Genomic DNA, 23,978 nt, shown 5'->3' with positions numbered 1-23,978 from the left:
GAGGGGCCTTTTTTTCGTCGGCGTCAACGGCCAACAGTCCGCCGTCAGCTGCGCGCCGGCCTGTTCCCGTGCGACACGCTGGGCGTATCGCGGAACAGCGACATGTGCGTATGCGTGGCGACCCAGGGATCGCCCACGGCTTCGCGCGCGAACGACACCGTGGCGCGGCCAACGCGTTCGAACGGCTTGCCGTCCGGGTGGTAGCCGATCGAATCCCACACCGCCATGCCCACGGCGAAAAGCCGGTCGGGTGACACGAAGTTCTGCACATCGTCCAGCCGCCATACGAAGTCGTCGATCGTGAACCAGACGTTGCGCCACTGTGTTTTTTCCGCATGTTCGCGGCCACTGACGAAATTCGTATACGTGCCGAAGGCAACGAAATCGTCAGCGAACAGGTGGCGGGCCGCCGCGTAATCCACGGCTTGCACGTGGTCGGACAGTTCCTTGAACCAGGCGCGCACGGCGGCGGCGTCAGCGGGGTCGACAGGAACCAGGGCTTGCACGGACATGGGGATATCTCCTTTCGATGCGGCAACAAAGCCAATGAGAACTAGCGGCGCCGAGCAGGCGCCGTCCCGGCGGCATTCGCCGGACGCTTGATGGCCGAGGCCGTCGGCGCCGGCCCGCCGAGCATGCGCAGGCAGTCTTCCGAAACACGACGCGCGAACCCCGTACAGTCATCCAACCGGGCCGCGATGGCATCGTCACTGACGCCATGCACGCCCGAATAGATCAGCAAGGCGGTAATCCTGGGCTGCGGTAACGACCAGGCGCCTGCCGCCTTTCCGCCCTGCAAGATCCCCAGCAATTGGTCCAGGATGGCGTTCTTATCGCGGTTCTGGCGGTCATGATGGTGATGGTTGCCGTAGACGATGTCATGCGTGCGGTAGGTATCCACATAGGTCTGGATGCTGGCGTGGATCCACGCTTGCAGCTTGCCCGTCCAATCGTCGTCCTCGCAGGCGGCCACTGCGCGCTCCAGCGCGTCCAGATACTGGCGCGTGTAGCGGGCGGCCAGTGCCGCCAGCATGTCGGTCTTGGCGGCGAAGTAGTGATAGAACGTGCCCTTGGCGACCCGGGCCTCTTCCACGATGCTGCTGATGGTGGTGGCCTCCACGCCGTTAGCCAGGAACAGCTTTTCGGCGGCGGCCATCAATTCCTCCAGGCGCACCTCGGCGGGTTTGGTCCGCGGCGAACGGGGCTGGGAGGCCGGCAGGGGCGCATTGACGCGTGGTGAAGTCATGGGCGAATCGGAGAACGGATAAAGACGCCAAGTGTAGGGGACGGTGGCCACATCGCGGCTATCGCGCCCCGTCGGACCGGCTCTGCGGCGCCTCGCCCCCCGCGTTCGGGCCGCCTGATCCCCCAACCCGCCTCACCCTAGTGGTTTTCCCTGAAAACGGCGGAAAACGGGCCATTCCCGATTCCCAAGGAGAACGCCGTCCGGTACATTTCGTCCAGTGGCCTGACCACTGGACCATCAGGCACCTGAACAGCTTTCCCGCCGTCCTTCGATCCCGCGCAAGACACGGCCGCCCCGGACCCATTACGCTCTACCCCCCGAACACTCCTTTCCATACCCCAATGACTTCCCTTCAGGCCGTAGCCTCGACCCGCCTCTACCGCATGATCGCCGACCAGATCGCCGCGCGCATCAAGGCGGGCGATTTCCCCGCCGGTGGCAGATTGCCCGCCGAGCGAGAATTGGCCGAGCAGCTGCAAGTCAGCCGCGCGTCGGTGCGGGAAGCCCTGATCGCGCTGGAAATCGAAGGCTATGTGGATGTGCGCGTGGGCACCGGCGTGTTCGTCTGCCCGCCGCGCGAAGACGGCAATTACCAGGACGCGCCCCCGCCTCCTGCGGCGGACAGCGTCGAGGCCACCGACATCGGTCCCTTCGACCTGCTGGAAACACGCCTGCTGATCGAACCGGAATGCGCCGCGCTGGCCGCGCAGAAGGCGTCGCCCGCGCAGATCGCGGCGATCCGCCTGGCGCATGAAGGCATGTCGCTGACCGAATCGCCCAGCGTGCACGACCGCGCCTTCCACAGCGCCATCGGCGCCGCCTGCGGCAACGCGGCCCTGGCCGCGGCCATCTCGCACATTTGGCACCTCAGCACGCTTAGCCCGGTGTTCCACCGGCTGGAAGAGCATTTCGTGACCACCAAGGTGTGGAGCGAAGCGCAGAAAGAACACGAACGCATCCTCGCGGCCATCGTCGACCGCGACCCCATCCGCGCACGCCATGCCATGCACGACCATCTGGTCGGCATCCTGGCGCGTCTGCGAGAAGACTTCGGCACCGGTGGGATCCGATGATTTGATGACCCGATAACCCCATAGCCCTCGCCTGGCGCCCCAGGCCCCTCTCCTTACCGACCGTGCATGCACCGCCGGCGCAAAAAGCGCCGCCCGCGGCAAGGGGAGCGGCTTGCCTGCGCTTTTGCTGGTCCCCGCAGTCCCCGCATTCCTCGCAAGACCCGTAAGACCCGTAAGACCCGTACGTCAAATACTTAAAACAGATCAAGGTGAAAACATGCAGCTGACCCGTACCGTGAAGCTAGTGAGCGCGGCGCTATTGGCGCTTGGCGCCCACGCCGCCCAGGCCAACAAGGCTGACAACTCCCTCAACATCGCCTTCGACGCGGCGCCCGCCACGCTGGACGCGTACAAGGAATCGGACCGTCCCGGCCTGGCGCTGGCGCGCATGGTCTTTTCGGGACTGCTGCAAAAGAACCAGGACACGGGCGCATTCGGCCCGGCCATCGCCACGGGCTACAAGTTCGTGGACGACACCACCATCGAATTGCCCATCCGCCGCGACGTGAAGTTCCACGACGGTTCGCTGCTCACCATCGACGACGTGCTGTATACGCTGAACCTGGTGTCTTCCGACGGCTACAAGGCGCGCTTCCAGAACCAGGTCGCGTGGATCGCCAAGGCCGAAAAGGTCGGCGACGACACCGTGCGCATCAAGATGAAGACGCCCTACCCGCTGGCGCTGGAAATGCTGTCCGAGAACCTGCCGATCTATCCGCGCAAGTACTACGAGGCCAACCCGTCCGACATGGGCGCCAAGCCCATCGGCACCGGCCCCTACCGCCTGACCGACAGCCAGCCCGGCAGCCGCTACGTGTACGAACGCTTCGACGATTACTTCGGCCCCAAGCCGGCCGTGAAAAAGCTGGTGGTGCGCGTGCTGCCCGACGCCAACACCCAGTACGCCGAACTGCTGTCCGGCGGCCTGGACTGGATCTGGCGCGTGCCGCCGGACGTGGCCCGCCGCATGGAGAAGACGCCGTCCGTCACGGTCAAGAGCAGCAGCATCATGCGCATCAGCTATATCTCGCTGAACCCGCGTTTCGACGATGGCAAATCGCCGCTGGCCAAGCAGGAAGTGCGCCAGGCGATCAACTACGCCATCGACCGCGAAGCGATCCGCAAAGCGCTGGTGGGCGGCGCATCCAAGGTCATCAATGCGGCCTGCAACCCGGCTCAGTTCGGCTGCACCGCCGACGTGCAGACCTACAAGTTCGACCCGGCCCGCGCCAAGCAACTGCTGGCGTCCGCCGGCTACCCCAACGGCATCACGCTGGACCTGGTGATCTCGGCCCCGCCGCGCAGCATCCTGGACGCGGCCGCCGCCCAGATGGCGCAGGCCGGCATCAAGCTGAACCTCGTGGAACAGCAGTACGGCACCGCCATGACCAATTGGCGCGACGGCAAGATCGCCATGCTGTCGTCCAACTGGGGCTCGTACGGCATCGCCGACGCGGCGCTGTCCACCAGCAACTTTTTCCGCGGCGGCCCGGACGACCAGGCCCGCAATCCCGAAGTTATCAAGTACCTGGAAGCGGCCGACACGTCCGTAGACCGCGACCTGCGCGCCAAGAACTACGCCGCCGCGCAGAAGATCGTGGCCGACCAGGCGTACTGGGTGCCGCTGTGGAACCACTCGCTGAACGCCGTGCAGGCCAAGGACTTGAACTTCTCGGTCGACGGCGATGAATTCCCGCGTTTCTACAAGGCCACCTGGAACTGATCCGGACGGCCGCCGCGCCGGCGCAATGCCTGTTCGGCCGGGCCGCTTCGGCGTCCCGGCGGGGCGGCGCGCGCCGGTGCACCGCGACAAAGGTTGACGCATGATTGCATTCCTGTTCCGCCGATTGCTGGTCGCCGCCTTGCTGGTGGTGTTCGTATCGCTGATCAGCTTCTCGCTGGTGTTCGCCTCCGGCGACCCGGCCGCACGCCTGGCCGGTGAAGGCAGCGCCGCCGACGCCGTCCGGCTGTCGCAGCAGCACGGCTTTTCCGACCCCATCCTGGTGCAGTACGGGCGGTGGCTGGCCGGCGTCGTGCGCGGCGATTTCGGCGACAGCCTGTACTTCAGCCGTCCCGTGGCCGAATTGCTGGGCCAGCACTTCCCCGCCACCGCCAAACTGGGCCTGGCCGCGATGGCGTTCGCGCTATTGCTGGCTATTCCGCTGGGCGTGCTGGCGGGGTTGCGCAAGGGTTCGCTCGCCGACCGCGCGACCATGCTGCTGTCGGCCTGCGCGCAGGCGATGCCGCCGTTCTGCCTGGCATTCCTGCTGATCATCGTCTTCAGCGTGCGCAACCAGTGGCTGCCTGCGTCGGGGTTCGACACCTGGAAGCATTACGTGATGCCCGTCGTCGCGCTGGGGCTTTTCGCGATGCCCGCGATGCTGCGCTTGATGAAATCCGAGATGGAGACGGTGCTGGCCACGGACTACATCCGCACCGCCCGCGCCATGGGCCTGGGCGGCGCCAGCGTCGTGCTGAAGTACGCACTGCGCAACGCCTTGCGGCCGCTGGTGTCGCTGGCGGCCGCCCAGATGGGCACCCTGCTGGCCGGCTCCGTCGTCATCGAAACCGTCTTCGCCATCAACGGCGCCGGGCTGCTGGCCTGGACGTCCATCCTGCGCGGTGACTTCCCCACGATGCAGGCGCTGATCCTGATCTTTGCGCTGATCTACATCGTCCTGACCCTGGCCGCCGACCTGATCAACGGTTGGCTGGACCCCCGCGTGCGAGCCGCCTCATGAGCACCGTCCTGTCTTCTTCCCTGCCCGCCGCGCCGCGCGGCGACCGCCTGGCCCGCGCCGGCCGCCGTTTCGGCCTGATCGTCCTGGCGCTGTTGGTGCTGGCGGGCCTGATCGGCCCTTACCTGATTGCGCATGACCCGTACTCCCAAGACCTGCTGGCCCGGCTGCAAGAGCCCGTCTGGGGTGAAGGCGGCGACTGGAACCATATTCTGGGCACTGACCAATTGGGCCGCGACGTCCTGGCACGCGCCCTGTACGGCGTGCGCGTCTCGGCGCTGATCGGCCTGTCCGTCGCCCTGATGGGCGGCCTGATCGGCACGACGCTGGGTGTCGTCGCGGGCTACTTCGGCGGCACCGTCGACCGCGTCGTATCGTTCCTGATCACCGCCCGCCTCGCGCTGCCCATCATCCTGGTGGCGCTGGCCGTGGTGTCGGTGGTGGGCGCGTCCCTGACCGTGGTGGTGCTGGTGCTGGGCCTGCTGCTGTGGGAACGCTATGCGCTGGTGGCTCGCACCATGGCGGCCGGCCTGCGCAATGCCGAATTCGTCACGGCGTCCCGCCTGCAAGGCTGCACGCACCTGCAGATCATCTGGCGCGACATCCTGCCCAACCTGGTCGGCAACCTGCTCATCATCGGCACGGTAGACGCCGCCATGGCGATCACGCTGGAGGCCTCGCTATCGTTCCTGGGCCTGGGCGTGCCGGCCCCGATGCCGTCACTAGGCCTGATGATCGCCGAGGGCAAGGAAAACATGCTGTTCCAGCCGTCGCTGGTCGTCATCCCCAGCATTGTGCTGTTCGTGCTGGTGCTGTGCGTGAACCGCGCGGGCGAGACGCTGCGCGCCATCCAAATGAAGAAGGGCTGACGCCATGACACCGACCGGCTCCCCCCTCCTGCAGGTCCAGGGCCTGCACATCGACATCCACACCCCCACGCACACCAAGCACGTCGTGCGCGCCGTGGACTTCAGCCTGGAACGCGGCAAGACGCTATGCATCGTTGGCGAATCAGGTTGCGGCAAGTCGTTGACCGCATTGGCGTTGCTGGACCTGCTGCCGGCCGCCGCGCGCCGCCGCGTGGCGAAGCTGGCCTTCGACGGCCAGGACCTGTCCACGCTGACGCCGCGCGAACTGGCGGCGCTGCGCGGGGCGCGCATCGCCATGATCTTCCAGGATCCGATGACGTCGCTGAACCCGGTGTTCCCGATCGGCACGCAACTGGTCGACGTGCTGCGCCGACACAAGCCCGTCAGCCGCAGGCAGGCCGTCGAGCGCGCTGAATACCTGTTGCGCCGGGTCGGCATCACGAACCCGCAGGACCGCATGAAGCAGTACCCGTTCGAACTGTCGGGCGGCCTGCGCCAGCGCGTGATGATCGCCATGGCGCTGATGTGCGGCCCCGACCTGCTGATCGCCGACGAACCCACCACCGCGCTGGACGTGACGGTGCAGGCCGAACTGCTGGACCTGCTGCGCGACATCCAGACGGAATTCGGACTGGGCATGGTGTTCATTTCCCACGACATGGGGTTGGTGGCGCGCATCGCCGACCACGTCATCGTCATGTACGCGGGGGACATCGTCGAAGGCGGCAGCGTGCAGGAAGTGCTTGAACATCCCAGCCACCCGTACACCGCCATGCTGCTGAACTGCATACCGCAGCCCGGCCGCACCGCGCCCGGCACCGACCTGCCCACGATCGCAGGCGCCGTGCCGTCGCTGGACACGGCCATCCGGGGCTGCGCATTCCGCGAGCGCTGCCCGGTGGCCGAAGCGCGCTGCGCGCAGCCCGTCACCGCCCGCGTGCAGGGCGGGCACCGTTGCCTTTGCGTCAAACCCGGCGCCATGCGCCATGGAGCCCCGGCATGACCCCGACCGACGCCAGCATCAGCCTGAATGGCCTGTGCTTCCAGTATGGCCGCGCCAACCTGTTCTCGCGCCGCCCCGCGCCGCGCATCCTGCACGACGTCGACCTGCATGTGCCCGCCGGCCAGACCATCGGCCTGGTCGGCGAATCCGGCAGCGGCAAGTCCACCATCGCCAAGCTGATGCTGGGCCTGCTGGCCCCGACCCAGGGCCAGGCGCTGCTGGACGGCCAGCCGTTGGCGGCAATGCCCGCGCGCGCCCGCGCCCGCCGCATCCAGATGGTGTTCCAGGACCCGTATTCATCGCTGAACCCGCGCCGCACCATCCAGGAGATCCTGACGGCGCCGTTGCGCGTCCACGGCATGGGCAACGCCTCGACGCAGGCAACGGCCGTGCGCCGGATGATGGACGCCGTGGGGCTGGTGCCGGCGTTCGCCGCACGATATCCCCGTGAACTATCGGGCGGGCAGCGCCAGCGCGTGGCCATCGCCCGCGCGCTGATGCTGGAACCGCAGCTGTTGATCTGCGACGAACCCACGTCCGCGCTGGACGTGTCGGTGCAGGCCCAGATCCTGAACCTGTTGATGGAATTACAGCGCGAGCGCGGCCTGGGTTATCTGTTCATCAGCCACAACCTGGCGGTCGTGCAGCACATCGCGGACCAGATCGTGGTGCTGCAAGGCGGCCGCGTGGTCGAACGCGGCAATGCGGACCAGGTGTATTTTTCGCCCGTCCACCCCTACACGCGGCAACTGATCGGCGCGACGCTGGCCGTGCCGCAAGTCCAGGAGCGGGCGGCATGAAGCCGGCCTCCCACTTCCTGCTGGTCGGCAACGACGAGAAAGTGACCTGGGACGACGGCCGGATCCGCTTCCTGGCCCCGGGACGCGACACGCTCAGCGTCTTCGACGCGGCCGCCGACCCCGCCGCGCCCGTGCTGATCGCGACCTTGCCGCTGCCCAATTCGCTGTTCGGCCCGCCCGTCAACCTCGCCGTCACGCCGGACCAGCGGCTGGCGCTGGTCGCCGATTCCATGGCCTGGCCGGCGCGCGCCGACGGCGCCGGCTGGCAGCCGACGCCCGGCCGGGATCTGCACGTGATTGACCTGCGCGCGACCCCGCCCGCATGGGTGCAGACGCTCCAGGTCGGCCTGCAGCCCTCGGGCCTGTCGATCAACCGCGCGGGGACGCTGGCCTTGGTCGCCAACAAGGCGGGCCGATCCGTGTCGGTATTGAAGATCGCCGATGGCCGGGTGCAAGCCTGCGGCGACGTCGACGTGGGCACGCCCGTGGTGGCAGTGTCGTTTTCGGCCGACGGCCGGCGCGCCTTCGTCGTCAAGACCGACACGCACCGCCTGGGCGTGCTGCACATCGACGAAGGCGGCCCCGCGCCCCGCGTCACGCATGACCCTGCCGAAGACCTGACCACCGGCCTGGTGCCGTTCAATCTGGTCGTGTCGCCCGACGGCGCGCTGGCGCTGGTGGTGGACATGGGCAGCCCGACGGCGTCCGACGGCCACGCGGACTCTGTCAGCGTCGTCGACCTGTCGGCCACGCCGCCCCGCGTCATCGACCGCCTGATGGTCGAAGACGGCCCGGAAGGCATCGCGATCAGCCCGGACGGCCGCCATGCCGCGGTGGCCATCGTGCAGGGGTCGAACAACCCGGCGTCGGAATGGTTCCACCACCCTCGCGGCCAGATCGTGCTGCTGCGCATCGACGGCCGGCGCGTGGCGCGGGTCAACGCCATCGAGGTCGGCGCGCTGCCCGAGGGCGTGGCCTTCAGCCCCGACAGCCGTTACCTGTATGTGGGCAATTTCCTGGATGCGACCTTGCAGGTGCTGGCCGTCGGAGACAACGGCCTGACCGATACCGGCACCCGCATCCCTTTGCCCGGCCACCCCGCATCCATGCGGGGGCAGTCCTATTGAGCGGGGCCGCACCCCGCCGCCGAATTCCCTTTGTCCATCCGATCCTTTTCGCATCTGGAACCCCCCATGATCCAAAAACTCAAGAAAACCCACGCCCTGCTGGCCGGCGCCGTGTTCGCCGTGGCGGGCCTGGCGCCGCTGTCAGCCCACGCCCTGGACATCAAGCTGGGCCACGTGCTGGCCCCCAGCCACAGCTGGAACAAGGCCGCCGAAGGCTTCGCCGCCGAGGTCAAGGAAAAGACCGCCGGCCGGGTCAACTTCATCCTGTTCCCCAGTGGCCAGCTGGGCAACGAAAAGACCATGCTGGAAGGGCTGCAGATCGGCAGCCAGGGTGCGGCCATCATCGGTTCGGGCTCGCTGCAGCCGATCGAGCCCAAGTTCGGCGTGGTCGAACTGCCCTACACGTGGGCGACCTCGCAACAAGCCTACAAAGCCTATGACGGCGAACTGGGCCAAGCGCTGGCCAAGCTGGCCGACAAGAAGAACCTGACCATCATTTCCTGGTGGGAAAACGGCTTTCGCCACGTGACCAACAACCGCGGCCCCGTCGCCAAGCCCGCCGACCTGACCGGCCTGAAGACGCGCGTGACGCCCGACAAGATGCGCCTGGACACCTTCACCGCGCTGGGCGCCAACCCGGCGCCGCTGGCCTTCGGCGAACTGTATTCGGCGCTACAGCAAAAGGTGTTCGACGCGCAGGAAAACCCGCTGTCCATTATCTACACCTCGTCCTTCTTCGAAGTGCAGAAGTACCTCTCGCTGACCAGCCACGTCTGGGGTCCGGCCAACCTGATCATCTCCAAGCCGGTCTGGAACCGCCTCTCGGCCGACGACAAGAAGATCGTGCAGACCGCTGCGGACACCTGGCGCGACGCGCAGCGCAAGATGATCACCGACGGCGATCAGCAGTTCGTGGCGCAGCTGAAAGAAAAAGGCATGCAGGTCAACGAGGTCGACAAGACCGCGTTCGCCGCCGCCGTCCAACCCGTGTGGAAGACCTATTCGGTCACCTACGGCCCCGAGCTGATGGCCATCGTGCAGAAGTACCGCGAGGCCCCGTAATGCTGAATCGACTGTCCGCCATCCTGTCGGGCATCAGCAAGGCCTTCGCCGCCCTGGCGGTGGCCTTGCTGGCGATCCTGATCACCTACGTGGTGTTCGCCCGCTTCGTCACGCACACCACGCCCCATTGGGCCGAGGAATTGCCACGCCTGGTACTGGTGTGGTCCGCCTTTATCGGCGGGGTCGCCTGCAGCTACGAGCGGTCGCACCTGATGGCCGGCCTGCTGCCCTTCGTGGTGCGCAGCCCGCGCGCGCTGAACGTGTTCGAACGCATCAACCAGGTGCTGGTCATCGTGGGGCTGGTGGCGCTGGGCTATGCCGGCTGGCAACTGGCCGAGCTGACGATGGACCAGACGCTGCCCGCGCTGGACGTGTCGGCCGGCACCGTCTACCTGGCATTGCCGTTCGCGTGCGCCGTCACCGTGGTGGTGCATCTGGCGCAACTGTTCTCGCCGGCTCCCGCCGCGGCAAAGGATTAACAAGATGTCTTCGGGTGCTCTCTTCCTGATGGGCGTGTTCACGATCACGGTGCTGATCGACATGCCCATTGCTTTCGGCCTGGTGCTGTCATGCCTGGCCTATCTGGCGGTCTACGACGCCGCGCCCTTGATGGTGGCGGCGCAGCAGTACGTCGTGGGATTGGACAGCTTCACGCTGCTGGCGATCCCGCTCTTCATCCTGGCCGCCCAGCTGATGAACAGCGCGGGCCTGACCCAGCGCATCGTGCGCCTGTGCGCCGCCATCGTCGGCGATATCAAGGGCGGACTGGCGGTCGTGGCGGTGCTGGCCTGCCTGATGTTCGGCGCGCTATCCGGCTCCGGCGTGGCCGACGTGGTGGCCATCGGCAGCCTGTTGCTGCCGGCAATGGCGCGCAGTGGCTACGACAAGGGCTTTTCCTGCGCGCTGGTCGGCAGCGCCGGCGCCACGTCCACCATCATCCCGCCCAGCATCGTGCTGATCGTCTACGGCACCATCACCGACACCTCGGTGGGCAAACTGTTCGTGGCCGGCATCATCCCCGGCATTCTGCTGGGCGTGTCGCTGATCGGCGTGGCCATCTGGCAATCGCGCAAGCACAACTGGGCCGGCGGCCAGCCGTTCTCGTGGGGCGAGCTGCGCGCCTCCGCCATCGACGCCCTGCCTGCGCTGATGGTGCCGGTGCTGATCATCGGCGGCATCCGCTTCGGCATCTTCACGGCGACCGAAGCGGCCTCCAGCGCCATCGTCTACGCCCTGCTGATCGGCCTTTTCTGGTACCGCACACTCAGTCTGAAGTCGCTGTGGGACAACCTGAAGTCCACGGGCGAAAGCAGTGCATCCATTCTGCTGCTCATTGGCGCCTCGGGCCTGTTTGCCTGGGTGTTGGTGGCCGAACAGGTGCCGCAGGCGCTGTCCACCCTGCTGGTGGAATGGACCGATAGCAAGACGGCCGTACTGCTGGTGCTGACGGTGGTCCTGCTGTTGCTGGGCACGTTCATGGAAGCGATTCCAGTCATCATCATCGTGGCCCCGGTCGTCATGCCGGTGCTGGCTCACTACAACATCGACCCGGTGCATTTCGGCATTCTGCTGTCCATCAACATGGCCATCGGCGCCAACACGCCGCCGGTCGGCGTCGACCTGATGGCCGCGTGCAAGATCGGCGGCATCAACATGATGCAGACGCTTCGCCCGCTGTCGTGGATGATGCTGGCGATGACCGCCGTCATGCTGCTGCTGACCTTTATTCCTGAACTGGTGCTGTTCCTGCCGAGGCACGTGCAATGACCCAATCTGCCTATTTCCGCCGACCCGCGGCGCTGCGCCGCAGCTGGATGTTCGTGCCGGGTCTTGACGCGACCGCCCAGGCCTCGGGCCTGGCCAGCGGCGCCGATGCGCTGGTGGCCGATCTGGAAGAATTCACCGCGAAGGCGGAACGGCCGGCGGCGCGCCCGCGCATCGCCGCGCTGTTCGCCGACTGCCGCGCCCAGGGCGTGGTAGCCGCCGTGCGCATCAACAAGCTGGAAGACGACGGCCTGGCCGACCTGCGCGGCGTGATGCCCGGCGCGCCGGACGCGGTGTTCCTGCCGCATACGGAAAGCGCCACCCAGATCGTGGCGCTGGACCAGGCCATCACGGCCCTTGAGACCGAACTGGGTCTGCCGCCCGGCCGCACCGAAATCGTGCCCACGCTGGAATCGGCGTTGGGCCTGGTGCGCGCCTATGACATCCTGACCGCCAGCCCGCGCGTGTCCGCCTGCCTGTTGGCGGCCGAAGACCTGACCGCCAGCCTGGGCGCCGAGCGCGGCAAGGACGGGATCGAACTGCACGCCGTGCGCGCCCGCTTCCTGGTGGACTGCACGGCCGCCGGCTGCGTCCCGATCGACTGCCCGTTCAATTACCGCGACCTGCCCGCGCTGGAAGCCGACCTGCGCTGGGCGCGCCGCCTGGGCTTGAAGTCCAAGTGCGCGACCGTGGCCGAACAGATTCCGCTGATCCATGCGGTGTTCACGCCTGCCGCCGGCGAGATCGACGCCGCCCGCGACTGCGTGGCCCGTTTCGAGGCCCAGCGTGCCGGGCGCCACGATGCCGAACGCATCGATCCCCCCGTTTACAACACCGCGCGCCGCCTGCTGGCGCGCCATGACCAATTCGAACGATGGGCCGCCGAGCGCCGTGCGCAGGCCGTCCCGCAACAAGGAGACTCCGCATGACGTCAGCCGCATTACCCGAACGCAATGGCGGTCAGATCTTGATGCAGCAATTGCGCATCCATGGCGCGCGCCGCGTATTCATGATTCCCGGTGAAAGCTATCTGCCCTGCATCGATGCGCTGAACGAGCACACCGATGCCATCGAGCCGATCGTCTGCCGCCAGGAAAGCGGCGCGGCCTATATGGCCGAGGCCTACGGCAAGCTGACCGGCGAGCCCGGCATCTGCTTTGTGACGCGCGGCCCGGGCGCCACCAACGCCAGCATCGGCGTGCACACCGCCTACCAGGACTCCACGCCGATGATCCTGTTCGTCGGCCAGGTCGGCAACGATTTCATGGAGCGCGAAGCCTTCCAGGAAATCGACTACCGCCGCATGTTCGGCCAGATGGCCAAGTGGGTCGCGCAAATCGACCGCACCGACCGCATCCCCGAGTACATTTCCCGCGCGTTCGCGGTCGCCACCAGCGGCCGCCCCGGTCCGGTCGTGCTGGCGCTGCCCGAGGACACCTTGTGGGGCACCGCGCGCGTCGCCGACCTGCCGCGCTATCCGCGCATGCACAGCCACCCCGGCGCCGCCGATCTGGCGCGCATGACGCAACTGCTGGACGCGGCCGAACGTCCCTTCCTGCTGTTGGGCGGCAACGGCTGGCATCAGACCGCCATCGACCAGATCGCCGGCTTTGCCGAGCGTTTCGAACTGCCGGTGGGCACCGCCTGGCGCCGCCTGGAGTGCTTTGACCAGCGCCACCCCAACGCCGCCGGCCACGTGGGCTGGGCCATGACGCCTTCGCTGCGCCAACGGCTGCGCGACGCCGACCTGGTCTTGGCCGTGGGCACGCGCCTGGGCGAGGCGACGACCGAAGGCTATACCGTCATCGAAAGCCCGCTGCCACGCCAGAGGCTTGTCCACGTCTACCCCGACGCCGCCGAGCTGGGCCGCGTCTTCTCGCCCACGCAGGCCATCGTGGCCGACGTGGCCAGCTTTGCCGCCAGCGTCGCCGCGCTGGTCCCCGCCCACGCCACGCCGCGCGGCGACGCCGTTCGCGCCGCGCATCAAGAACTGGTCGACAGCCTCGCGCCGCTGCCCTCGCCCGGCCCCATGAGCCTGGACGCGGCCGCGGCTTACGTCGACGCGCACGTTCCGCCCGACGCCTGCATCACCGTAGGCGCGGGCAACTATGCGCTGTACCCCCACCGCTATCGCCGTTACACCGGCCCGGGCACCAGCCTGACCCCCACGGTCGGATCGATGGGCTACGGCTTGCCCGCCGCCATTTCGGCCAAACTGGAAGACCGCCAGCGCACCGTCGTCTGCTATGCGGGCGACGGCTGCTTCCAGATGAACATGCAGGAACTGGGCGTGGCCCTGCAGTACAAGCTGGGCGTGGTGGTGCTGGTGTTCAACAACGGCATCTGGGGCACCATCCGCGCGCACCAGGAGCGCGAATTCCCGGCCCGGACGATCGCCCTGGGCTTTCAGAACCCCGACTTCACGCAGATCATCCGGGGCTACGGCGGCTACGGCGAGGCGGTTGAACACACAGCGGATTTCGGACCGGCCTTCGAGCGCGCGCTGGCGTTTACGCAAGAACACAGCATGCCCGCGCTGCTTGAGATCCGCTACGACGCCGACGGCATCGCACCGGGCGAAACGCTGATGGGCATCCGAGAGGCCGCCCAGGCCCGTATCGCCCGCAGCGGGCACTGAACCAGGACTGATGACGATGACGACAACGACGATTTCAATCAATGGGCAGCGGCTGTGGCAGTCGCTGATGGATCTGGCGCAGATCGGCGCCACCCCCAAGGGCGGCAACTGCCGGCTGGCGCTGACCGCGCTGGACGGCCAGGGGCGCGACCTGGTCACCGGCTGGATGCGTGAGGCGGGCATGACCCTGCGCGTGGACCAGATCGGCAACATCTTCGCGCGCCGCGCCGGCCGGGACAACGGCTTGCCGCCCGTCATGACCGGCAGCCACATCGACACCCAGCCCACCGGCGGCAAGTTCGACGGCTGCTACGGCGTGCTGGCCGGGCTGGAGGTCATGCGGACCCTGAATGACCATGGCGTCGTCACCGAGGCGCCGCTGGAAGTGGCCATCTGGACCAACGAGGAAGGGTCGCGCTTCCTGCCCGTGATGATGGGCTCCGGCGTCTTCGCCGGAAAGTTCCCGCTGGAAACCGCCCTGAACGCCCGCGACCACGACGGCAAGTCGGTCGCCGACGAGCTGGCCGCCATCGGCTACGCCGGCCCGGATGTCGTGGGCGGTCGCCCGGTAGGCGCCTATTTCGAGGCGCACATCGAACAAGGCCCGATCCTGGAACACGAAGAAAAAGTGGTCGGTGTCGTGACCGGATCGCTGGGCGTGCGCTGGTATGACGTGGTCGTGACCGGCATGGAAATGCACGCCGGCCCGACCCCGATGCCCATTCGCAAGGATGCCCTGTACGCCGCCACATTCCTGCTGCAAGCCGTCGTCGGCATCGCCAACGACAATCAGCCCAATGGTCGCGGCACCGTCGGCGAGATCCACGCGCACCCCGGTTCACGCAACGTCATCCCCGGCCAGGTGCGCTTCACCGTGGACCTGCGCCATCAAGACGAAGCCACGCTGACGCAGATGGACGCGAGCTGGCTGGCCGCCTGCACGGACGTGGCCGAGCGCCACGGGGTGACAGTGGAGGTCAAGCAGGTGCAGTACTTCCCGCCGACCCCGTTCGATCCGGACCTGATCGGTAAGGTCCGTGACGGCGCCGTGCGCCGCGGCCTGGCCGCCATGGACATCGTGACGGGCGCCGGCCACGACGCCGTCTATATGGCCAGCGTCACCCCCACCGCCATGATCTTCGTGCCGTGCAAGGACGGAGTCAGCCACAACGAAATCGAAGACGCCAAGCCCAACGACCTGGAAGCCGGCTGCAACGTGCTGCTGGACGCCATGGTCGCGCGCGCCAACCCTCCTGGAGAGCAAGCATGAGCCACCACGATTCCGCCTACTGGCACGCCCGTGCCGCCGAACTTCGCTTCAATGGACAGGCCTACATCGACGGCGCCTATTGCAACGCCGCCGACGGCGCGACGTTCCCGGCGTCCAGCCCCATCGACGGCCGCAAGCTGGCCGACGTGGCCGCCTGCGGCCAGGCCGACGTGGACCGCGCCGTCGAGGCCGCGCGCCGCGCCTTCGAAGCCGGCGTCTGGAGCGGGCTGGCACCGCGCCAGCGCAAGGAACGCCTGCTGCGGCTGGCCGCCCTGATCGGCCAGCACACCGAAGAACTTGCGCTGCTGGAAACGCTGGACATGGGCAAGCCCATCCGCGACGCGCTGGCCTTCGACGTGCCCGAGACAGCGCGCTGCTATGCCTGGTACGCCGAGGCCATCGACAAGATCTACGACGAGATCGCGCCGACCGGCCCCGACGCGCTGGCCACTATCACCCGCGAACCGCTAGGCGTGGTGGCGGCCGTGGTGCCGTGGAACTACCCGTTGATGATGGCCGCCTGGAAGGTCGCGCCCGCGCTGGCCGCCGGCAATAGCGTCATCCTGAAGCCGGCCGAACAGGCCTCGTTGTCGTCCCTCCGGTTGGCGGCCCTGGCCGCGGAAGCCGGCATCCCCGCGGGCGTCTTCAGCGTCGTGCCCGGCTTGGGCGCGGTGGCCGGGCAGGCGCTGGGCCTGCATCCGGACGTGGATTGCGTGGCCTTTACGGGATCCACCGTCACGGGCAAGCGGTTCATGACGTACGCCGGCGAATCGAACCTGAAGCGCGTGTGGCTGGAATGCGGCGGCAAGTCGCCCCACATCGTGTTCGACGACTGCCCCGACCTGGACCGCGCGGCCCAGGCCGCGGCGCTGGGCATCTTTTCGAACCAGGGCGAAGTCTGCATCGCGGGATCACGCCTATACGTGCAGGATGGCATTTACGACGCCTTCATGGACAAGGTGGCCGCCTACGCCGCCGGTCTGCAGCCCGGCGACCCGCTGGATCCCGCCACCGCCATGGGCGCAATGGTCGACGAACGCCAGATGCAAGGCGTGCTGGCGCGCATCGCGGCCGGCCGGGCCGACGGCGCCAGCCTGCGGATGGGCGGCAACCAGGCCCGCACCGCCACGGGCGGCTACTACATCGAACCCACCATCTTCGATTGCGCCAACCAGGACTCCCCCCTGGTGCGTGAAGAGATCTTCGGCCCCGTGCTCGCGGCCCAGCGCTTCGCTACCGAGGAGGACGCCGTCCGCCTGGCCAACGATTCGGTCTATGGATTGGGCGCCGGCCTGTGGACATCGAACCTGTCGCGCGCGCACCGGCTGTCGCGCCGCCTGCGCGCGGGCCTGGTCTGGATCAACTGCTACGCCGACGGCGATATCACGGTGCCTTTCGGCGGCGTCAAGCAGTCGGGCTTCGGCCGCGACAAGTCCCTGCACGCGCTGGACAAGTACTCGGACCTGAAGACCACCTGGATCAGTCTGGCCGTGTAACGCCGCCCCGCCGGGGCGCGAGCCAGCCGGGGCGCAGGCGCCCGGCCTGGCCCGCCCATGCCGTTTCGCGCTATCTGCTTGGCCGCCCGGGCCATTGAACCCGCTTGCCCCTTGTGCCACCTTGGACACATCGGGGCGGGATGAGGAGCCGGCCCCGATGCGGGCCGGCGCCAGCGCGCTCCCGCCATGAAAAACATGACAGGAGACAACCATGCGCAATCCCCCCGTCCTTGCCTTTGCCCTTGCTCGCCGTCGCACGCTGGCCGCGGCGTTGGCGCTGGCGACGGCCGCCCCGCTGTGGGCCGCCAGCACCACGGCCCAGGCCCAGGACGCCCCCTATCCCGCCAAACCGGTCACCATCCTGGTTGGCTTCCCGCCCGGCACCGCCACCGACACCGTCGCCCGGATGCTGAGCGAGCGGCTGGCGCAGCGCATGGGCCAGCAGTTCATCGTTGAAAACAAGCCGGGCGCGGGCGGCTCGATCGCCGCGGGCCTGGGCGCCCGTGCCAAGCCAGACGGGTACACGCTGATGATCGGCGCCTCGGCGCCCCAGGCGATCAACCCGCACGTTTATCGCAACCTGAACTACGACGCGCGCAAGGATTTCGCGCCCATCGGCCTGATCACGTGGCTGCCGTACCTGTTCGTCGTCAGCCCCAACAACCCCGCCCGGGACTTGAAGGGGTTCCTGGCCGCGGCGAAGGCCAAACCCGATCAGCTGACCTACGCCACCACCGGCATCGGCACGACCAGCCATCTGGTGACGGCGGTGCTGCTGTCCAAGGCGGGCGCCACCATGGTTCACGTGCCCTACAAGGGCAGCAGCCAGGGGCAGACCGACATCGTCGGCGGACGCACCACCGCGACTTTCGACACGATGGTGTCCTCGTTGGCCATGGTGAAGTCGGGGCGGCTCAAAGCCCTGGCGGTCAGCACGCCGGAGCGCGTCGCGATGCTGCCCGACGTGCCGACCGTGGCCGAACAGGGCTTCCCGGGGTTCGACATGGGCGCCTGGCTGGGCCTGATCGCGCCCGCCGGCATCCCGCCCGCCATCCAGGACCGCCTGGCCCGCGAGATGAACGCCGTGCTGGCCGACACGGCCGTGCGCGACAAGCTGGGCGACCTGGGCGCCCAGGTGCGCACCACGCCCACGCCCGCCGCCTTCGGCGCCATGATGAAGTCCGAATACGACTCGTGGGGCGCCATCGTCAGCGAATTCAATGTCAAAGCCACCGACTGAACAGGACACGACGACCATGCACGCTAGCGCCGACATGAGCCCGCAGGAACGGGACACCCGCATCCAACTGGCCGCTTGCTACCGATTGGTATCGCACTTCGGGATGAGCGACCTGATCTACAACCACATCACCGCGCGCATCCCCGGCACCGAGGATCACCTGCTGATCAATCCGTACGGCATGATGTACGACGAGATCACCGCGTCCAGCCTGGTCAAGATCGACCTGGCCGGCAATATCCTGGACCCATCGACCACGGGATACGGCATCAACGCCGCAGGCTACGTGATCCACAGCGCGGTGCATGGCGCCCGGCACGACGTGGGGTGCGTGATCCACACGCACACCCGCGCCGGCATGGCGGTATCGGCCTTGGAGTGCGGGCTGCTGCCGCTGACCCAGACCGCCATGCGCTTTGCCAAGATCCCGTATCACGGCTACGAAAGCGTGGCCATCGACCTGGACGAGCGCGAACGGCTGGTGGCGGACCTGGGCGCCTCCGACGCGATGATCCTGCGCAACCATGGCCTGCTGGCCGTGGGGCCCACCATCGCCCAGGCGTTCAACACCCTGTACTGGCTGGAGATGGCCTGCAAGGCACAGGTGGACGCCCTGAGCGCCAACCGGGAGCTTTGCCTGCCGCCGCCGGCGGTCATCGAAAAAACCTGGCACCTGTACCAGCCGACCACCCGTCGTCCCTTCGGTGAACTGGAATGGCCCGCCATGCTGCGCCTGATGGACCGCAAGGACCCCGGCTACCGGGACTGACCGGCGCCCGCCACGCGCGCCGGCTCGCCGCAAGGTAGCGACACCCCGCCTACTCGCCTCGCGGCAACAGGTCCACGCCGGCAGCATGGCTGGCGCCGGCCGGCAGGATGGCCGCCAGGCTGGTCCGCACTTCCAGGAAGTAAGGGCGATCGGACGCCAGGCCGCGCGCAATCGCGGCGTCCAATTGATCCGCGCGCGTCAGATACTCGGCCTGCATGCCAAAGGCGCGCGCCATCATCGTGAGGTCAGGGCTGGACAGGTTTGTGCCCACGTAACGGCCAGGATAGGTGCGCGCCTGATGCAGGCGGATCGACCCGTAGCAATTGTTGTTCGATACGATGAACAGGATCGGCAGGCCCCGCTCAGCCGCGGCCGCCATTTCGTTGCCCGTCATCATGAAACCGCCGTCGCCCACCAGGCATACGACCTTGCGGTCGGGGTGGCGCAGTTGGGTCGCGACCGCCGCCGGCGTGCCGTAACCCATGGCGCCGGACTGCGATGCCATCAACCGCTGCGGATAGACGAAGGGGAAATGCCGGTACACGGGCGCCGCAAAGGTGCCCGCATCCAGGCAGACGGCCACATCATTGGGCGCCCGCCGCGCCAGCGCCCGCACCACCGACACAAACGGCACGCCGTCGGCCGCAACGGGGTCCGGCCAGGCGGCAGTCCGCTGCTGGATGGCCCGCAACGAGGCCGCCCAGTCGTCTCGCCCCAGGCCCTGCCCCGTTGCCGGCAGGTTCGCCAGGGCGTGGGCAGTCGCCGCCGGATCCGCCACCAACCCGACATCCGCGGCGAAATGCTGGTTCACGATGTGCGGGTCGGGATAGCAATGCACCAGCGCCTGCGCCGGCTTGGGGTGCGCCGGGAATGTATAGCCCTGGGTCGTGATATCGCCCAGGCGCGTACCCAGAGCCAGGATCAAATCGCTGGAATCGAACGCGGCGACCTGCGCAGCAGGCGTCACCAGATCCAGGTCGCCGGCGTATAGCGCGTGGGTGTTGGGAAAAAGGTCGTGCTGGCGAAACGACACCGCCACCGGCACCGTATGCCGTTCGGCCAGCCGTCGCAACGCACAGCGCCCGTCGGGCCGGTTGAACGCGCCACCCGCGATGATCAAGGGCCGGCGTGCCTGCGCCAACAGTCCGTGGATGCGCTCCAGCGTGCCGGGGGCCGGCTGCGCGGCGCTCTCGGGCGCAGCGACCCAGACGGGTTGCGGCACGGCGGCCTGCTGCACGTCTTCCGGCACCACCAGCACCACCGGGCCCGGCGTGCCCGACATCGCGACACGGATCGCCTTGAAGGCCGCCGCCGCCAGGTCCTCGGGCGTGGACACCTCGCCCACCCATTTGGCCATCGATCCGAACATCTTCTGATAGTCGATCTCCTGGAACGCTTCCTTGCGCACGTCCTGCTTCGGCACCTGGCCGATCAGCAGGATCATCGGCACGCCGTCCTGCTGCGCGGCGTGCACGCCGATGGACGCATTGGTCGCGCCCGGCCCGCGCGACACCATCGCCACGCCCGGCCGCCCGGTCAGCCGCGCATCGGCGCCCGCCATGAACGCCGCGCCACTCTCGTGGCGGCATGTCACCACATCGATCCCGGGAAAATCATGCAAGGCGTCCAGCACCCCCAGATAACTTTCGCCCGGCACCACGAAAACGCGGTCGATGCCATTGGCGGCGAACACCTTCAGCAAGGCGTGGGAGGACGTGTTCGATTCGGCGGATACGGTCATGGGCGGCGTCTGGATTCAGGGTTGGAAGTCTGGGTCGACTCCCGGAAATTCTAGATTGGCAAGGCGGGGCCGACTAGGCATACTCTGGCAATCAGATATACAAGAAACGCACACTAGAGACAGCGGCGCGCCCCCGCCCGCAGACCCGGGATGGACCTACGCAAGATCGAAAACCTGATCCACGTCGCCGATCAGGGCAGCTTTTCAAAAGCGGCTTCCGTGCTGGGCATCGCCCAATCGGCGCTGGGCCGGCAGGTCAGGAAGCTGGAAGACGAATGCGGCTGCGCCCTGCTCTATCGCAACGGCCGCGGCGTGTCGCTGACGCCCGACGGCGAAAAGCTGCTGGACCGGCTGCGGCCGCTGTTGCGGCAGATGGACCACGTGGTCACCGAATTCCACAACGACCAGAAGTCGCCGTCCGGCCAGGTCACGCTGGGCCTGACGCCGACGCTGTGCCACATGGTCGGCACGCGCCTGGTGGCCGAAGTCTGGAAGCGGCACCCGCGCATCCAGTTGAACATCATCACCGGTTACAGCGGTTATGTGCACGAATGGCTGACCAACGCCCGCGTGGATATCGCCGTGCTGCACGACGCGCGGCGTTCGCAGCATATCGCGGTGGACCCGCTGGCCGAACTGGACCTGGCACTCGTGTCGCCGCCGCAGAACCTGTCGCCCGCCGCGCGCGCCATGGCGTCCATCGAATTCGACCAATTGCGCGACCTGCCGCTGGTGCTGCCCACGCGCAACCATGGCCTGCGCCGCACGCTGGAGCATGCCGCCACGCAGGCGGACATGCCGCTTACCGTGGCGTTTGAAATCGACGCGCTGGAGCTGATGAAGGAGATCGTGGCCGAAGGCCTGGCCCATACCGTGCTGGGCCTGCCCGCGGTCATCAAGGAAGTCGCCGCCGGCCAGCTGATCGCCCGCCGCATCACGCATCCGGGCCTGTCCACCCGCCTGATGCTCGCCACCGCGTCCAGTCGCCCCATGACGCAGGCCGTGAAGATTGTGCAAGCGATGTTACGGGAAGTGCTGGCGCAGATGACGGCGGCAGAGCCTTATCGCGGCGCAATGAGGCTGGTGGACGCCCCCTTGACCACCTGATGCACGAATTGCAGCTTGCCGACCACCGCGGTCGGCAGCACAAAGGGGTAGAAGTCCCGTTGCCCCATGCTGCGCGACAGCTCGTTCAACACGCCGGTCAGTGCCACCCAGGCATTGAGTAGATCCAGGAAGGCCTGTCCGTCGGGATCTTGCGGGTCATAGAGCGACGCAGTGGTGAATGGCTCGTAGGACTGCTCGACGGCCATCCGCGTGACACCGAAGCTGATGGCGGTATCCAGCGTATCCATCATGTGCAGGTAGTGCGCCCAGGTTTCCGCCCAGTCTTCCCACGGGTGGCAGGACGCATAGGTGCTGATGAAATGCACGTCCCAATCCGCGGGCGGCCCCTGTTCATAGTTGCGTTGCAGGGCCTGCGCGTAATCGGCCTGTTCGTCGCCGAACACCTGGCGGAACGGCTCCAGCCACGGGCTGCCCGCAATCAGCTGATCCCAGTAGTAGTGACCGATCTCGTGGCGGAAATGGCCCAGCAAGGTCCGGTACGGCTCCCGCATGTCTTCGCGCACCTTCACGCGGTAGGCGTCGTCGGCCTCCAGCACGTTGATGGTGATCAGGCCCTTCGCATGGCCCGTCAACAGCGGCGCGCCATCGGCACCGGGCGCCAGCAGATCGAAGGCCAGGCCGCCGTCCTCAGGTTCCTGGGAACGGAGGATGGGCAGGCCCAGGGTCATCAACTGCGCGATCATCTGGCGCTTGGCGGCTTCCACCTTGAACCACAGCGGGCCGTTTTCCGGCACGGACAGGTCCGGGATCGTGCGGTTCAAGCTGCACGCGGTGCACAGCGTATCGGGCGAATGCGCCGGCAACAGCCAATTGCACAGGGCCGGCAGGGTGAAATTCGCGCAGCGTTTGTAAGTCTTGCCGCGTGCCCTGCCCGATTCCCGCCACGAGCCCGGCGTAGTCCCTTCGTCCAGGGCCAGCACATGGCCGCGCTTGGGGTCGAAGCCCAGTTGCCGGTGGCAGTTCAGGCATTCGGTGTTGGAAAAAAAAATCGGCTGGCCACATACGCATTGGAATGCCTTCGCGCGGGCGTGCCGCACGCGCTGGCGTTTCGGGGCGCGCAGCTGGCGGTTGATCGCGTCGAAGAAATAACTCATGCGTCCGTCCTCGTAGGAAATTCGTCGATAGGCGCGACCGTCACCCGTACATCCAGTTCGTGGCCCCCACCCCGTATCACGCCGCGCAAGGGCGTGACGTCGCCATAGTCCCGGCCATAGGCCAGGATGACGTGCGCCGTGCCCGGCACCACGTCGTTGGTGGGGTCCAGATCCACCCATCCCGCATGCGCCGGCACGCCGGCGCAATGCACCGAGACCCAGGCGTGCGAGGCGTCCGCCCCGATCAACCTGGGCTGTCCCGGCGGCGGCTGCGACATCAAGTAGCCGCTGACGTAGCGCGCCGGCAACCCGATCGCCCGCAGGCAGCCGATCATCACATGTGCGAAATCCTGGCACACGCCCACCCGTTCCTGAAACGTCTGCAGAACGGGCGTGGACACCTGCGTATGCGCCGGCTGGTAGCTGAAGTCGGCGTGGATGCGATGCATCAGGTCGATCGCGGCCTCGGCCACCGGCCTGCCCGGGGTGAACGACAGCAAGGCGTATTCCCGAAGCTCCACGTGCAGCGGCACATAGGTAGACGGGAACGTGAATTCGACCTCGGGCGCGAACGGCACGGCGGGGTCGTAGCGCAGGCGCTCTGCCGCGGCCTCCCAGGACAACCCCGCCGCCGGATCCAGGCCGTCGAAACGGGCATGGACGGTGACGCGGCTGGTCGCCCGCACCGTCAACGATTCATGCGGCGCGACCAACGCGAACATGCAGCGGCTATTGCCGAACCCGTCGATGGTTTCACTGAAATCGGACGGCTCGGGCGTGACGGTCAGCGCGTAGTCCTCCACCACCTGGCAGGCGTCGGCCCACGGGCGCAGATAGCCCAAATGGTGCGCCAGTTCCACCGGCGAGTCGTAGCGGTAGGCAGTTTCATGGTCAACGCCCAAGGTCACGCCCGCAGCAGA

The 23,978-nt window shown here is 67.5% G+C and carries 22 protein-coding genes; 17 read left to right on the top strand and 5 right to left on the bottom strand.

Annotation, left to right across the window (positions count from 1 at the left end):
- Positions 1 to 44: 44 nt before the first annotated feature.
- Positions 45 to 512 carry a ketosteroid isomerase gene (locus tag HG262_RS04395; protein WP_169269879.1) on the bottom strand — a complete coding sequence of 156 codons (468 nt, stop codon included), beginning with the start codon at positions 510 to 512 and terminating at the stop codon, positions 45 to 47.
- Positions 513 to 553: 41 nt separating this feature from the next.
- On the bottom strand, positions 554 to 1,246 hold the full coding sequence (locus tag HG262_RS04390) for a TetR/AcrR family transcriptional regulator (RefSeq protein WP_169269878.1): 693 nt from the start codon (positions 1,244 to 1,246) through the stop codon (positions 554 to 556).
- Positions 1,247 to 1,587: 341 nt separating this feature from the next.
- Here HG262_RS04390 and HG262_RS04385 point away from each other — a divergent pair, with 341 nt between their 5' ends.
- The 16 genes from HG262_RS04385 (at position 1,588) to HG262_RS04310 (ending at position 19,095) form a co-directional block, all read left to right on the top strand.
- Entirely contained in the window at positions 1,588 to 2,319 is a 732-nt protein-coding gene (locus tag HG262_RS04385; protein ID WP_169269877.1) for a FadR/GntR family transcriptional regulator, read from the top strand.
- Between the two features lie 217 nt (positions 2,320 to 2,536).
- Entirely contained in the window at positions 2,537 to 4,042 is a 1,506-nt protein-coding gene (locus HG262_RS04380; protein ID WP_169269876.1) for an ABC transporter substrate-binding protein, read from the top strand.
- A gap of 100 nt (positions 4,043 to 4,142) precedes the next feature.
- A complete protein-coding gene (locus HG262_RS04375) occupies positions 4,143 to 5,060 on the top strand; it encodes an ABC transporter permease (RefSeq protein ID WP_169269875.1) in 918 nt (305 codons plus the stop codon).
- On the top strand, positions 5,057 to 5,926 hold the full coding sequence (locus HG262_RS04370; RefSeq protein WP_169269874.1) for an ABC transporter permease: 870 nt from the start codon (positions 5,057 to 5,059) through the stop codon (positions 5,924 to 5,926). Before HG262_RS04375 ends, HG262_RS04370 begins: the two co-directional genes overlap by 4 nt.
- 4 nt (positions 5,927 to 5,930) lie before the next feature.
- On the top strand, positions 5,931 to 6,929 hold the full coding sequence (locus tag HG262_RS04365; protein WP_169269873.1) for an ABC transporter ATP-binding protein: 999 nt from the start codon (positions 5,931 to 5,933) through the stop codon (positions 6,927 to 6,929).
- Positions 6,926 to 7,729, top strand: coding sequence for an ATP-binding cassette domain-containing protein (locus tag HG262_RS04360; RefSeq protein WP_169269872.1), 804 nt, complete (start codon positions 6,926 to 6,928; stop codon positions 7,727 to 7,729). The genes HG262_RS04365 and HG262_RS04360 overlap by 4 nt, the downstream gene beginning before the upstream one ends.
- On the top strand, positions 7,726 to 8,856 hold the full coding sequence (locus HG262_RS04355) for a YncE family protein (protein ID WP_169269871.1): 1,131 nt from the start codon (positions 7,726 to 7,728) through the stop codon (positions 8,854 to 8,856). The genes HG262_RS04360 and HG262_RS04355 overlap by 4 nt, the downstream gene beginning before the upstream one ends.
- A 66-nt stretch (positions 8,857 to 8,922) precedes the next feature.
- Positions 8,923 to 9,918, top strand: a complete 996-nt coding sequence (locus HG262_RS04350; protein ID WP_169269870.1) for a DctP family TRAP transporter solute-binding subunit — start codon at positions 8,923 to 8,925, stop codon at positions 9,916 to 9,918.
- The gene (locus HG262_RS04345) at positions 9,918 to 10,397 is read left to right on the top strand and encodes a TRAP transporter small permease (RefSeq protein ID WP_169269869.1); all 480 of its coding nucleotides are present in this window, start codon (positions 9,918 to 9,920) and stop codon (positions 10,395 to 10,397) included. The genes HG262_RS04350 and HG262_RS04345 overlap by 1 nt, the downstream gene beginning before the upstream one ends.
- 4 nt (positions 10,398 to 10,401) lie before the next feature.
- Positions 10,402 to 11,685 carry a TRAP transporter large permease gene (locus HG262_RS04340; protein ID WP_169269868.1) on the top strand — a complete coding sequence of 428 codons (1,284 nt, stop codon included), beginning with the start codon at positions 10,402 to 10,404 and terminating at the stop codon, positions 11,683 to 11,685.
- Positions 11,682 to 12,611, top strand: a complete 930-nt coding sequence (locus HG262_RS04335) for a CoA ester lyase (RefSeq protein ID WP_169269867.1) — start codon at positions 11,682 to 11,684, stop codon at positions 12,609 to 12,611. The genes HG262_RS04340 and HG262_RS04335 overlap by 4 nt, the downstream gene beginning before the upstream one ends.
- Positions 12,608 to 14,320: a thiamine pyrophosphate-binding protein gene (locus tag HG262_RS04330; protein WP_169269866.1), complete on the top strand. Its 1,713-nt coding sequence runs from the start codon at positions 12,608 to 12,610 to the stop codon at positions 14,318 to 14,320. Before HG262_RS04335 ends, HG262_RS04330 begins: the two co-directional genes overlap by 4 nt.
- 16 nt (positions 14,321 to 14,336) lie before the next feature.
- Entirely contained in the window at positions 14,337 to 15,590 is a 1,254-nt protein-coding gene (locus tag HG262_RS04325) for a Zn-dependent hydrolase (RefSeq protein ID WP_169269865.1), read from the top strand.
- Entirely contained in the window at positions 15,587 to 17,086 is a 1,500-nt protein-coding gene (locus HG262_RS04320; RefSeq protein WP_169269864.1) for an aldehyde dehydrogenase, read from the top strand. The genes HG262_RS04325 and HG262_RS04320 overlap by 4 nt, the downstream gene beginning before the upstream one ends.
- Before the next feature lie 211 nt (positions 17,087 to 17,297).
- Entirely contained in the window at positions 17,298 to 18,326 is a 1,029-nt protein-coding gene (locus tag HG262_RS04315) for a tripartite tricarboxylate transporter substrate binding protein (protein WP_169269863.1), read from the top strand.
- A 16-nt stretch (positions 18,327 to 18,342) separates the two neighbouring features.
- Entirely contained in the window at positions 18,343 to 19,095 is a 753-nt protein-coding gene (locus tag HG262_RS04310) for a class II aldolase/adducin family protein (protein WP_169269862.1), read from the top strand.
- A gap of 49 nt (positions 19,096 to 19,144) precedes the next feature.
- On the opposite strand, the gene HG262_RS04305 is transcribed toward HG262_RS04310, so the two are convergent.
- On the bottom strand, positions 19,145 to 20,836 hold the full coding sequence (locus tag HG262_RS04305; RefSeq protein ID WP_169269861.1) for a thiamine pyrophosphate-dependent enzyme: 1,692 nt from the start codon (positions 20,834 to 20,836) through the stop codon (positions 19,145 to 19,147).
- A 150-nt stretch (positions 20,837 to 20,986) separates the two neighbouring features.
- Between HG262_RS04305 and HG262_RS04300 the strand changes: the two genes are divergently transcribed.
- On the top strand, positions 20,987 to 21,943 hold the full coding sequence (locus tag HG262_RS04300) for a LysR family transcriptional regulator (RefSeq protein ID WP_169269860.1): 957 nt from the start codon (positions 20,987 to 20,989) through the stop codon (positions 21,941 to 21,943).
- Here HG262_RS04300 and HG262_RS04295 read toward each other — a convergent pair.
- Together HG262_RS04295 and HG262_RS04290 are read right to left on the bottom strand one after the other, a co-directional pair.
- Entirely contained in the window at positions 21,898 to 23,058 is a 1,161-nt protein-coding gene (locus tag HG262_RS04295; RefSeq protein ID WP_169269859.1) for a putative zinc-binding peptidase, read from the bottom strand. The two genes, HG262_RS04300 and HG262_RS04295, sit on opposite strands and share 46 nt — an antisense overlap.
- Positions 23,055 to 23,966, bottom strand: coding sequence for a transglutaminase family protein (locus HG262_RS04290; protein WP_348984362.1), 912 nt, complete (start codon positions 23,964 to 23,966; stop codon positions 23,055 to 23,057). Before HG262_RS04290 ends, HG262_RS04295 begins: the two co-directional genes overlap by 4 nt.
- Positions 23,967 to 23,978 lie beyond the last annotated feature (12 nt).

This window comes from Achromobacter sp. Bel, from assembly GCF_012928505.1.
Lineage (GTDB): Bacteria > Pseudomonadota > Gammaproteobacteria > Burkholderiales > Burkholderiaceae_B > Achromobacter.
The sequence above is the reverse complement of the archived record's forward strand: the minus strand, read 5'-3'. Positions and strand labels throughout refer to the sequence as shown.

Coding starts and splice junctions, on each gene's coding strand:
- HG262_RS04295 (WP_169269859.1), bottom strand. CDS start 23,058: ATGAGTTATTTCTTCGACGCGATCAACCGCCAGCTGCGCGCCCCGAAA.
- HG262_RS04315 (WP_169269863.1), top strand. CDS start 17,298: ATGCGCAATCCCCCCGTCCTTGCCTTTGCCCTTGCTCGCCGTCGCACG.
- HG262_RS04370 (WP_169269874.1), top strand. CDS start 5,057: ATGAGCACCGTCCTGTCTTCTTCCCTGCCCGCCGCGCCGCGCGGCGAC.
- HG262_RS04335 (WP_169269867.1), top strand. CDS start 11,682: ATGACCCAATCTGCCTATTTCCGCCGACCCGCGGCGCTGCGCCGCAGC.
- HG262_RS04310 (WP_169269862.1), top strand. CDS start 18,343: ATGCACGCTAGCGCCGACATGAGCCCGCAGGAACGGGACACCCGCATC.
- HG262_RS04365 (WP_169269873.1), top strand. CDS start 5,931: ATGACACCGACCGGCTCCCCCCTCCTGCAGGTCCAGGGCCTGCACATC.
- HG262_RS04355 (WP_169269871.1), top strand. CDS start 7,726: ATGAAGCCGGCCTCCCACTTCCTGCTGGTCGGCAACGACGAGAAAGTG.
- HG262_RS04385 (WP_169269877.1), top strand. CDS start 1,588: ATGACTTCCCTTCAGGCCGTAGCCTCGACCCGCCTCTACCGCATGATC.
- HG262_RS04345 (WP_169269869.1), top strand. CDS start 9,918: ATGCTGAATCGACTGTCCGCCATCCTGTCGGGCATCAGCAAGGCCTTC.
- HG262_RS04395 (WP_169269879.1), bottom strand. CDS start 512: ATGTCCGTGCAAGCCCTGGTTCCTGTCGACCCCGCTGACGCCGCCGCC.
- HG262_RS04325 (WP_169269865.1), top strand. CDS start 14,337: ATGACGACAACGACGATTTCAATCAATGGGCAGCGGCTGTGGCAGTCG.
- HG262_RS04305 (WP_169269861.1), bottom strand. CDS start 20,836: ATGACCGTATCCGCCGAATCGAACACGTCCTCCCACGCCTTGCTGAAG.
- HG262_RS04375 (WP_169269875.1), top strand. CDS start 4,143: ATGATTGCATTCCTGTTCCGCCGATTGCTGGTCGCCGCCTTGCTGGTG.
- HG262_RS04340 (WP_169269868.1), top strand. CDS start 10,402: ATGTCTTCGGGTGCTCTCTTCCTGATGGGCGTGTTCACGATCACGGTG.
- HG262_RS04350 (WP_169269870.1), top strand. CDS start 8,923: ATGATCCAAAAACTCAAGAAAACCCACGCCCTGCTGGCCGGCGCCGTG.
- HG262_RS04380 (WP_169269876.1), top strand. CDS start 2,537: ATGCAGCTGACCCGTACCGTGAAGCTAGTGAGCGCGGCGCTATTGGCG.
- HG262_RS04320 (WP_169269864.1), top strand. CDS start 15,587: ATGAGCCACCACGATTCCGCCTACTGGCACGCCCGTGCCGCCGAACTT.
- HG262_RS04360 (WP_169269872.1), top strand. CDS start 6,926: ATGACCCCGACCGACGCCAGCATCAGCCTGAATGGCCTGTGCTTCCAG.
- HG262_RS04330 (WP_169269866.1), top strand. CDS start 12,608: ATGACGTCAGCCGCATTACCCGAACGCAATGGCGGTCAGATCTTGATG.
- HG262_RS04390 (WP_169269878.1), bottom strand. CDS start 1,246: ATGACTTCACCACGCGTCAATGCGCCCCTGCCGGCCTCCCAGCCCCGT.
- HG262_RS04300 (WP_169269860.1), top strand. CDS start 20,987: ATGGACCTACGCAAGATCGAAAACCTGATCCACGTCGCCGATCAGGGC.